At 67.1% G+C, this 9,001-nt stretch carries 15 protein-coding genes; 14 read left to right on the forward strand and 1 reads right to left on the reverse strand.

Annotated features, from left to right (window positions below; all coding sequences use genetic code 11):
- From RMQ73_RS02910 to RMQ73_RS02975, 14 genes are all read left to right on the forward strand, one after another.
- Nucleotides 1-1,628: hypothetical protein (locus tag RMQ73_RS02910; protein WP_310496488.1), on the forward strand; the 1,628-nt coding region annotated here is incomplete at its 5' end.
- On the forward strand, nt 1,606-1,971 hold the full coding sequence (locus RMQ73_RS02915; RefSeq protein WP_310496489.1) for a hypothetical protein: 366 nt from the start codon (nt 1,606-1,608) through the stop codon (nt 1,969-1,971). The genes RMQ73_RS02910 and RMQ73_RS02915, both read left to right, overlap by 23 nt.
- Nucleotides 1,968-2,750, forward strand: a complete 783-nt coding sequence (locus tag RMQ73_RS02920) for a hypothetical protein (RefSeq protein ID WP_310496491.1) — start codon at nt 1,968-1,970, stop codon at nt 2,748-2,750. Before RMQ73_RS02915 ends, RMQ73_RS02920 begins: the two co-directional genes overlap by 4 nt.
- Nucleotides 2,750-4,678, forward strand: a complete 1,929-nt coding sequence (locus tag RMQ73_RS02925; protein ID WP_310496492.1) for a hypothetical protein — start codon at nt 2,750-2,752, stop codon at nt 4,676-4,678. Before RMQ73_RS02920 ends, RMQ73_RS02925 begins: the two co-directional genes overlap by 1 nt.
- Nucleotides 4,675-5,076, forward strand: coding sequence for a hypothetical protein (locus RMQ73_RS02930; protein ID WP_310496493.1), 402 nt, complete (start codon nt 4,675-4,677; stop codon nt 5,074-5,076). The genes RMQ73_RS02925 and RMQ73_RS02930 overlap by 4 nt, the downstream gene beginning before the upstream one ends.
- 15 nt (nt 5,077-5,091) lie before the next feature.
- Entirely contained in the window at nt 5,092-5,298 is a 207-nt protein-coding gene (locus RMQ73_RS02935; RefSeq protein WP_310496495.1) for a hypothetical protein, read from the forward strand.
- Complete coding sequence (locus RMQ73_RS02940; RefSeq protein ID WP_310496496.1) at nt 5,295-5,768, forward strand: hypothetical protein; 474 nt, start codon at nt 5,295-5,297, stop codon at nt 5,766-5,768. The genes RMQ73_RS02935 and RMQ73_RS02940 overlap by 4 nt, the downstream gene beginning before the upstream one ends.
- A complete protein-coding gene (locus RMQ73_RS02945; RefSeq protein ID WP_310496497.1) occupies nt 5,765-5,968 on the forward strand; it encodes a hypothetical protein in 204 nt (67 codons plus the stop codon). The genes RMQ73_RS02940 and RMQ73_RS02945 overlap by 4 nt, the downstream gene beginning before the upstream one ends.
- A complete protein-coding gene (locus RMQ73_RS02950; protein WP_310496498.1) occupies nt 5,965-6,138 on the forward strand; it encodes a hypothetical protein in 174 nt (57 codons plus the stop codon). The genes RMQ73_RS02945 and RMQ73_RS02950 overlap by 4 nt, the downstream gene beginning before the upstream one ends.
- Nucleotides 6,138-6,578, forward strand: a complete 441-nt coding sequence (locus tag RMQ73_RS02955) for a D-Ala-D-Ala carboxypeptidase family metallohydrolase (protein ID WP_310496499.1) — start codon at nt 6,138-6,140, stop codon at nt 6,576-6,578. Before RMQ73_RS02950 ends, RMQ73_RS02955 begins: the two co-directional genes overlap by 1 nt.
- Nucleotides 6,575-6,793, forward strand: coding sequence for a hypothetical protein (locus tag RMQ73_RS02960; RefSeq protein ID WP_310496500.1), 219 nt, complete (start codon nt 6,575-6,577; stop codon nt 6,791-6,793). Before RMQ73_RS02955 ends, RMQ73_RS02960 begins: the two co-directional genes overlap by 4 nt.
- Nucleotides 6,790-7,029, forward strand: coding sequence for a hypothetical protein (locus tag RMQ73_RS02965; RefSeq protein WP_310496501.1), 240 nt, complete (start codon nt 6,790-6,792; stop codon nt 7,027-7,029). Before RMQ73_RS02960 ends, RMQ73_RS02965 begins: the two co-directional genes overlap by 4 nt.
- Nucleotides 7,026-7,919, forward strand: a complete 894-nt coding sequence (locus RMQ73_RS02970; protein ID WP_310496502.1) for a hypothetical protein — start codon at nt 7,026-7,028, stop codon at nt 7,917-7,919. The genes RMQ73_RS02965 and RMQ73_RS02970 overlap by 4 nt, the downstream gene beginning before the upstream one ends.
- Nucleotides 7,916-8,332 carry a hypothetical protein gene (locus RMQ73_RS02975; protein ID WP_310496503.1) on the forward strand — a complete coding sequence of 139 codons (417 nt, stop codon included), beginning with the start codon at nt 7,916-7,918 and terminating at the stop codon, nt 8,330-8,332. The genes RMQ73_RS02970 and RMQ73_RS02975 overlap by 4 nt, the downstream gene beginning before the upstream one ends.
- Nucleotides 8,333-8,655: 323 nt before the next feature.
- On the opposite strand, the gene RMQ73_RS02980 is transcribed toward RMQ73_RS02975, so the two are convergent.
- Nucleotides 8,656-9,001: hypothetical protein (locus RMQ73_RS02980; protein ID WP_310496504.1), on the reverse strand; the 346-nt coding region annotated here is incomplete at its 5' end.

Here is a 9,001-nt window from a genome sequence, read left to right on the forward strand (position 1 = left end):
AAACACGGCGGCCCTCCGCCCCCCCCTACCGCGCCGGGGCCCGCAACCTCACACCGCAGAACCGCTACGGCCGGCTGACGGCGGCCCCCCCCCCCCGCTTCGGCCCGGCGCGCGCGCACGCCGGCGATCAGGCGCGGGCGCGCGTGGTGGCCGGCAGCGCCGACAATCAATCCTTAAGCAGCGATGCGCGCGTGTTCCGCGATTCGGCCAAGGAGCTTGCCGATACGCTGAACACCCAGATGCCGAAATTCACCACGGTGTTCGACAGTTTGGAACGCGCCTTGGAAGATATTGGTGACAGCATTGTCGGCCAGCTGGAAAACCTGCCGCAGAATGTGGTCGGCAATGTCGCGCAGAACACGCTCAACCGCCTGCTGAATGTCGTGCTCAAGCCTATTGAAAAGCTGCTCGACCTGGTGCTCAGCCCGCTGGAAAACACCAGCGGCCTTGGCGCGCTGGGCGGCGCTGGTATCGGTTATGCAGTCGGCGGGCCGCTTGGCGCGCTGGCGGGCCTGTTGATCGGCGGATTTATCGAGGCGCTGGCCGGAAAGGACAAGTTCGTCGATGTCAACCCGACAATTTCCAATGGCCGCGTCTCTGGCGCGCTGAAGTTCCGCAGTGACGAAAAGGGCGAACAGGGTCAGGAGATTCTGTCGGCGTTCGCCGGCGGCCTGACCAATCTGGCGCAGTTGCTGGGCGGCACCCTCAAGGACGGGGTGAAGCTGGCGACCATCGGCGTCAACAAAGACAAGAACTTCTTCATCAACCCGACCGGCGGCAACTTCCTTCAGCCGGGTGTGGTGAACTTCAAATCGCAGGACGAGGCGATCATCGCCGGCCTGCGCGACGCCATTGCCAAGGGCGCCGTGGCCGGCATCGATGCCAGCGTGGCGCGGCTGCTGGCAACCGGCGATTTCGAAACACAGGCGACCAAGGCCGCGACCCTGTCGCAGGCGCTGCGCCTGTTCGCCGTCAACAGCGACCCGATCGGCGAAGCGGTCAAGGCGCTGAACAAAGAATTCAGCGACCTGCGCGACATCATGATCGAGGCTGGCAGCAGCCAGGCCGACATGAACAAGGCCAGCGACGAATATGAACGGCAGCTTGAAGCGGTGCGCACCGCCAGCGAACAGGCCACGGCCAGCCTGCGCGGCTTCCTGAGCAGCCTCAATTTCGGCAGCAGCTCGCCGCTGTCGCTGACCGATCAGCGGCGCAGCGCCACGGCGGCGTTCGAGGAACAGCGCGGGCGCATCGGCACCGCCGGGTTCAACCAGGGCGCGTTTGTCGCCGCCGGCCAGCGCCTGATCGATATCGAAGAACAGGTGCAGGGCCGCACTGACGGGTTCTTCACCGTGTTCGACCGGGTGCAGGCCGAAACCACCCGCGCCATCAATGCCATCACCAACGCATCGGTGTGCAGGGCGACAACCCGTTCGCCCGCGCCACGGCCAGCGCGACACAGGCCACGGCGGAAAACACCGCCGCGCTGGTGCCGATCATGGCGAACCTGCCGCAGACGATCAGCGATGCCATCTCGGCGGCACTGGCGGCGCTTGGCGGCGCCGGCGGCTTTGTCGGCGGTGACACGCGGGGCTTTGTCGCCTGATGCCGGGGCCAACCGCCGATGATGTCGCCCGCGCCACCCGCGCCGCCGCTGTCGATGTGCGCGTCGACGCCGCCGTGTTGACGCGCCAGCCCGGGGCGCGCGACCAGCTGGCGACGCCGCGAAAAGGTTATTGGGATGCCATCGCCGATGCCGCCGCCGTCAATACCGAAACCGCCGCATTGATTGGCACCGAACGCCGGCGATTCGCGGTGCGCGTCGGCGGCGTGCTGTCGATCGATGCCAGCACCGTGACGCCAACCGTGACCCTGATCGATGCCGGGCTGGCGGCGAACGGGGCCTTTCTGATCAGCCGCATTGCCGTCGATGACGACGCCGCCGCCACCGACTTGGAGCTTTTCGGATGAGCAACGCCATCATCATCGAGCCGCTGGCGCTGTCGGCCCTGTTCGCACCGTCTGCGCCTGCCGTGCCCACGGCGCTGGCGGATCTGCGCAGCGACCTGATGGGCGTGCGCTATGTGTCCGGCGCGGCGGGGGCAACCGACAGCATCGACATCGATCTGGCTGCCGCCACTGCCATCGACACCGTGGCGCTGCTGGCCACCAATGGCGCGCCCGCGACCTGGGCCGTGGCGGCCGCCGACACGCAGGGCGGGCTGGCAACGCCGGCGTACACATCGGGCAGCATGACGTTCCCCGCCGGCACGGTCACGCCCACCACGGGCGACACGCACGCCCTGCATGCCATGTCTGCGGCGGAAACGCGCCGCTGGTGGCGGCTGTCGCTGGCCGGGCTGTCGGTGCCTGTGGCGGCGGGACGGCTTGTCATGGGGCGGCGCATCGCGCTGGCGCGCAATTTCAGCACGGGCGCAGCGTTCGGTGTGCGCGATCTGGGCGCGGTGGATTTTTCCCCGCTGGGCGTGCCGATCGTGCGGCCCGGCGCGCGGCAGCGGCAGCTTGGCCTGCGCTTTGCCTATACCTACCGCGACGAGGCCGAGGCACTGGTCAGCACGATGATGGAACGCGTCGGCAACACCCTGCCCATCCTGATCGTCACCGACCCTGCTGTGAATGCGCAGCGGCAGCGGCGGATGTATTTCGGATACCTTCAGGGGCAGCTCGACCTGGTCGTCAACACCGGCAACATGTTCGAATGGCGTGTCACCATGGCGAGCCTGATCTGATGCCTGTTGTGGTGTTGATGCAGCCATGGGACCCGGTGGCGGCGGCGGCGGTCAATGTGCGCGTCACCAATGTCGATGACCCGCGCGTGACGACGCTGGACGGGCTGCGCTGGTGGCCGGTGCTGGCGCGGTCGGCGGCCCGCAGCCTTGACCTGTTCGACGGCGATTTTTCGGGGCGGATATCGGCCAGCATCGGCGACCTTGAAATCGGTCTGGCCGCCCACCCCGACGCGCCGCGATACAGTTGGGGCGAACGCCCGGTGACGATCTGGCGCGGGGATGCCGGCGCGCCCTGGGCCAGCTGGGTGCAGGTGTTCAAGGGCCTGACGCGCCCGGTGCGGGCAAGCCGGGGCCGCATGCAGATCCCGCTGCGCGCCGATGATCGCTGGTATGACAAGCCGCTGCTGCCGGTCTATGCCGGCACCGGCGGCCTTGAAGGCCCGGCAGAATTGAAGGGCGTGCCGAAACCGCTGGCCATCGGGCGCCCGCAGTTCGTGCCGCCCGTGCTCATCAACCGCGTGCTGGATATTTACCAGCTTTCGGCCTTTGCGATTCAGGCGGTGCCGGCGTTGCTGGACCGGCTGTCGCGTTTTTCCGGCCCGGCCTATGCCGGTGACCATGCCGACTATGCCGCGCTGGCCGCCGCATCGATCACGCGCGGGCAATGGCGCAGTTGCCTGGCCCAAGGCCTGGTGCGGTTCGGGGCGCCGCCCGTGCTGCCATCGGCCATTGTCGAAGGCGACAGCGGCAGCGCGCTGGGCTGGGTGCGCCGGCCCGGTGCCGTCATCCGCCGCCTTGCCATCCTTGCCGGCGCCGATGATGCCACGCAGATCGATGCTGTCAGCCTGGCCGCGCTGGACACCTGGGCCGCGACGCTGCCGGGCGGCGGCAACATCAGCCGATATTTCGCGCAGCAGGCAACTGTTGGGGCGGTCATTCAGGAAATCGCCGCCAGCTGCAACGCGGCGGCCGGCATCGGCCATGATGGCAAGCTGTTCGTGGCGCGCGTCGGCATCGGTTCGCCATCGGTGACGCTGGCCGCCAATGGCACGCGCACGCCGGCGGTGGCCTCTACCGAACTGCTGGAGGCCAGCAGCCCCTTTTGGCGTCTGGCGCTGGAGGCGGAAATCACCGAACGCGTCCACGGCGCCGGCGAATTCGGCCTGATCGATGCCGACCAGGTGGCGTTCCCCGATGGCACGCCCGTCGGTGCGGCGGGCCGGGTGCCGGCGATTGCCACCGTGGTCATCAAGGCCGACCACACCGGCGCCGCGCTGGCGGGGCAGTTGCCGCGCGCGGTGCAGGCGCGGCGGTTCCTGGGCGACACCGATGTGACGACAACGACGACATGGTCGATTGTTGCCACCGGCTGCACGGCCACCATCGGCGCCGCCACCGGCCTGATCGACATCACCGCCTGCACCACAAACGGCAAGATTGTCGTCACCAGCGTGCGCGACACCGTCACCATCGCCGTCGAAGTGGCGGTGCTGCTGGAACTGGCACCGCCACCATCATCGGGCGGCGGCGGCAGCGGCGGCGGCGGCAGCGCCAGCGGCACCGTGTCCTATGCCACCAGCAGCACCAGTTACGGCACCGCCGCCATCGAATTGACCGTGACGATCGGCACCGGCGGCACCTGCGCGCTGGCGTTCCCCGGCACGTTTACGGTCGCCAGCGGCGGTACGCAGGACGCGCGCGGCAAATGGCAGCGCGAAACATCGCCCGGCACATGGGCCGATGTCGGCAGCGAGGCCAGCAGCACCGAGGGCGCAGACGGTGACGGCACGCCCGGCAGCATCAGCGTTGACGCCAACGCCACCGGCCTGACGCCGTCCAGCAGCCAGAAATTCCGCCTGTTGCTGCGCCGCGCGGCGGCCGGCGGATCCATGAGCTTTACCGGCACGGCATCGGCGGTGGCAGGATGACGGCGCTGATCGCCTATCGCCACGGCGTCACCGGCGAAATCCAGATTGTCACCAGCGCGGCCGGCATGGGTGTCGATTGGCAGGTGTTGCCGCCGCCGCCCGCCGATGCCGGCACGCGCCCCTATCGCTACACCGCCGGCGCATGGGTGGCGGCCGAGACCGGGCCGCGAATCGCGCGGTTCGATTTCGTGCAGTTGTGGCCATCGGCGGCGCTGCCGCTGGTCATCAGCACCGCCGACCCGTTCATGGCCCGCGCCTGGGCCAGTTTCCAGGCATGGGACGGGATGATCGACCTGACCGACGCCCGCGTGCTGGCCGGATTGGTGCGCGCCGAACAGCTTGGATACCTCACCACCGCCCAGGCCGACCGCATCCGCGCCGGCCTGCCACCGCTTTGAAACAGGGAGACACGCGTGATTGATGTGACCGATGCCGAATTGTTGTGTGAAATCCAAAGGCGGATCATCGCCCGCGAAAATGCCGCGCCGACAAGACGTGGCAAGTCGGAGTGGCGCCGCCTGCATCGGCGCACCGAGGCGTTGCTGCCGGCCCTTGAGGGGCTGGGCATCGATGTCGCGCCGCTATCCGGTTCCGGCCTCAAGCCGCCCGGCGCGGCATGATCTGGCTGGCGCTGTATGCCGCCGCGCTGATGCTGACGGCGATCGTGTGCTGGGAACGCGGGTGGGGGTATCGGCGGGCGTCGCTGCTGCTGTGCCTCAACCTTGTGGTGCAGGTGTCGATCGAGGCGCTGACCGGCGATTTCACGCCGACCGGCTCCCTGATCGTGCTCGATATGCTGACCGGCTTTGCCATCGCGCTGTGCCCCGATGCCACGTGCGCACATTCCATTGTCGCCACCTGCTTGCTGTTTCAGGTGTCGATCCATTTTGCCTATCTGGCTGCCGGTGAACCCGGCGGTCAGGGGCAGTTCTATTATTACCTGCTGAGGTCCATTGGAGGGTGGGCTCAGGCGGCTGTGCTGCTTGGGGGTGCAATCAATGGATCTGCGAGGCGATATTGGGTGGCTGGCCCTGCTGGCCGCCGGCTTGCGCGCGTTGTGGGTGGCGATCATCAGGGCGTGGCACCGTGAACGATCTGCCGACGACAAGTAAATGGGCCGGCTCGGCCGTGCTGGTGCTGTCGGTGCTGACTGCTTTCATGACGGCGTATCGCGCATTTGCCGCGCCCGATGAGGAACAGGACAAGCGAATCGCCAGCCTGGCCACCGTCGTCTGCCTTGAAAACGAACAGAGGGCGCGCACCTGCCAACGTCTGGGATTGATGAAATGACCGCCGCCGTCGCCGAGGTCGAGTGCATCGCCCAGCTGCTGCGCATCGAGGCGCACGGCGAAGCGCAGTTCGCCGTGATGATCGGCGCGGTGCCGGCCAGTATGTCCGAATCCGCGCTGGCCGTGGCTGCGCTCGAGCGGGCCGTAGTGCTTTTGAAGGGAACCCCTTGATGCAATTGTCGCCCAATTTCTCGCTGGCCGAACTGACCGTCAGTGAGGCGGCACGCGAGCGCCGCCTGTCCAACGCCCCCAATGGCACGCACCTGGTCAACCTGCGCCGCACCGCCGCCCAGATGGAACGCGTGCGCGCGCTGTTCGATCGCCCGGTGACGGTCACCAGTGCGTATCGCAACCCGGTCGTCAATCGCGCCGTGGGCGGTGTGCCGACCAGCCATCACGCGCTGGGCTGGGCGGTGGACTTCACCATTCCCGGCCTGACGCTGATGGCGGTCGGCCGCGCCATCGCCGCCAGCGATATCGAATTCGATCAGCTGATCGGTGAATGGGGCCGCGGCATCCTGCACATCAGCTTTGCGCCCGCCCTGCGCCGGCAGGTGCTGACGCAGCGCGGTGGCCCCGGCACGGCGGTGGAACTGGGGCTGGTGCCATGAATGCCGACCGGCTCAAGTCCATACTCGGCACCATCGCCGTGGCGGCGGCGCCTGTTCTGACCGCCATTTATCTGTTCGTGCCGCTCAAGGGCGGCGGCCATGATGCCGTTGTCGCACTGCTGACGCTGGCCTGGCAGATGACCGGCACAGTGCTGCGCAGCCAGTTCCCCGGCCCCGAAATCAACGCCCCTGTTCCAATGAAGGAAGCCGCATGACCGACGTAATTCACCCAGCGCCAACTGAGTTTTCAGCCGAGCAATTGGCGGCAGACCCTGTCCTGCGCTATTTTTATTATTCACACTTGCCTGCGGTCCTACAGGCCGCAAGCAAGCCGTTCTGCGATTTGGCGCGTCACATTGTCGAGACCTTGCCGCGCAATGCCGAGCGCACGGTCGCGCTGCGGAAGTTGCTCGAGGCCAAAGATGCCGGCGTGCGAGCCAACGTGTCATGATCCTTGCAACCTGTGCCGCCCTTGCGCTGGCGCTGGCCAATCCGGCCGGCGGCGGCACCTATCAACTGACGCAGGATTGCGCCCCGGTGGCGGGCAAGCAGCCCGGCCCCGCGCTGACCATTCGCGCCCGCTATGCCGCGCCGGTGGTGATCGAGGCGGGGCGGCACGATATCGCCGGCATGGCGGTGATCGGCGGCGGCAATGTCACGCTGCGCGGGGGCCGCATCATGGCGCCGGGCGGGGCACAAGGTATCTGGCCAGCTGGCCCGGCCTATTATGGCCTGCTGCTGCGCGGTGCGACTGGCGTGGTGATCGAGGGCACGCGGTTCACCAACGCCCGCAAGGCCGTGGTGGTCGATGAAAGCGCGGGAATCACCATCCGCTTCACCCGCTGCGAAGGCGGGGTCGAGGATTGCGTTATAGCATCTCGCACCGCCGGGCTGGCCTATGTCCACAACATCGCCGGGCCGTTCTGGACCGTGCCGACCATTTGCAACATCGCCGGCGCTGTCACCAAGGGGCTGGGCAAGGCGGCGTGCAGCAGCGCGGGCGGCACCTGGACCGATGGCTGGCATCAGGACGTGTTGCAGCTGCGCGACAAGGTCACCGATGTGCTGGCGGCGTGGAATGTCATCAATACCACCGGGCAGGGAATCACCCAGATGGACACCGCAGGCGATCTACCGCTGGCGCTGGTGCGCGTTACCGGCAACGACATCCGCGCCGGCCGCCATGGCCTGACACTGGGCCGCTGCGCCGGGTGCAGCATCGACCGCAACTGGCTGGCATCGTCGGTGCCGGGGTGGAAAGCGGTCATCATCCCCGGCCAGGCGCTGGCGTGCGGCAACACGGTGCCCAGCGGCGGCGCGGGCCGGGAGGCGTGCAAATGATGGCGCTCAAGGGCTGGAAACTGGCCGGCGCTGTTGTGGGCGCGCTGATGGCGCTCGGGATTGTCGGCTTTGTTTTCGACCGGCTGTTTCTTGCCCCTGGCCGGGCCAAGCAAGCCGCCATCCAGTTCAAGGCGGACGTGGGCGGCGCCGAGGCCCAAGCCGCCGCCGCAAAGGACGCTGTGGCCACTGGCGAGCGCATCGAGCGCGTGCGCGAAACCATCGAAAGGACAACTCGTGAAAACACCATCCGCATCATGGCCGCGCCGGGCGCCGGCGACCCTGTCCCAGCTGCTGTTGCTGTCGAGCTTGACCGCGCTCTCGGCCTGCGCAACGCATATCAGGGTCACGGCGCCAGTCAGCGAGTGCCTGACCCTGCTGCCGGCGTCGGTGCGGACGGCAACACCGGGCGCTGAACGTCCGGCGACGTGGTCGATCGGCACGCTGGCCACGTTCGCCGATGCGCAGACAGGCCAGCTAGACAAGGCCAACGCTGACAAGGCCGAAATTCTGGCCTTCGATCAGCGGTGCCGGGACCGTGACGCAGCGCTTGTGAAATCTCTGACCAAGCGGAAGGTGCTGGGGCTGTTCTAAAGGTTCGCCAATTCTGGAAATCCTCTAGCAATATCAATGGGCGATATTTGCCCGTTAGCCAAGCCAGCGCATTGAAATCATTGCATTAGTGCAGCCCCGGTCGGGCCTCCAGCGATGCTGACCATAGCCGCCATCGCGGTGGCGATCACGGCGGGTTATCGCGAATATGCGCTTCCAGCTCATCGAAGAACCGCTCCAGATTGTGGAGCACATTGACCTTGAACTCATAGTTCACTTCCGGCGAATTGCTGTCGATGATCGGTGATTCATCGACTTTTTCCGCATAGGCGCCAGCGATGGTGCGGACATATTCGGGGGTCAGCTGAATTTCGCCCATCCGATCGAGAATGCGAAGCTGCACGATCATGATCTGGCGCACCAGCATCTCAAGCGCGGTGATGCGCGCCACTGCCGCCACGGGATCAAGCTCGACCGAGTCGTGTTCAAACAAGGGCGCAGTGTATAGCGGCTTCCCCCGGGTTAAAACCCCC

This window comes from Sandarakinorhabdus sp. (genome assembly GCF_031430775.1).
Classification (GTDB): Bacteria; Pseudomonadota; Alphaproteobacteria; order Sphingomonadales; family Sphingomonadaceae; genus Sandarakinorhabdus.

What these genes read in the sequence shown, in the direction of transcription:
- RMQ73_RS02940 (WP_310496496.1), top strand. Translation starts at nt 5,295, where the DNA reads ATGATCTGGCTGGCGCTGTATGCCGCCGCGCTGATGCTGACGGCGATC.
- RMQ73_RS02920 (WP_310496491.1), top strand. Translation starts at nt 1,968, where the DNA reads ATGAGCAACGCCATCATCATCGAGCCGCTGGCGCTGTCGGCCCTGTTC.
- RMQ73_RS02970 (WP_310496502.1), top strand. Translation starts at nt 7,026, where the DNA reads ATGATCCTTGCAACCTGTGCCGCCCTTGCGCTGGCGCTGGCCAATCCG.
- RMQ73_RS02915 (WP_310496489.1), top strand. Translation starts at nt 1,606, where the DNA reads ATGCCGGGGCCAACCGCCGATGATGTCGCCCGCGCCACCCGCGCCGCC.
- RMQ73_RS02960 (WP_310496500.1), top strand. Translation starts at nt 6,575, where the DNA reads ATGAATGCCGACCGGCTCAAGTCCATACTCGGCACCATCGCCGTGGCG.
- RMQ73_RS02950 (WP_310496498.1), top strand. Translation starts at nt 5,965, where the DNA reads ATGACCGCCGCCGTCGCCGAGGTCGAGTGCATCGCCCAGCTGCTGCGC.
- RMQ73_RS02965 (WP_310496501.1), top strand. Translation starts at nt 6,790, where the DNA reads ATGACCGACGTAATTCACCCAGCGCCAACTGAGTTTTCAGCCGAGCAA.
- RMQ73_RS02930 (WP_310496493.1), top strand. Translation starts at nt 4,675, where the DNA reads ATGACGGCGCTGATCGCCTATCGCCACGGCGTCACCGGCGAAATCCAG.
- RMQ73_RS02955 (WP_310496499.1), top strand. Translation starts at nt 6,138, where the DNA reads ATGCAATTGTCGCCCAATTTCTCGCTGGCCGAACTGACCGTCAGTGAG.
- RMQ73_RS02975 (WP_310496503.1), top strand. Translation starts at nt 7,916, where the DNA reads ATGATGGCGCTCAAGGGCTGGAAACTGGCCGGCGCTGTTGTGGGCGCG.
- RMQ73_RS02925 (WP_310496492.1), top strand. Translation starts at nt 2,750, where the DNA reads ATGCCTGTTGTGGTGTTGATGCAGCCATGGGACCCGGTGGCGGCGGCG.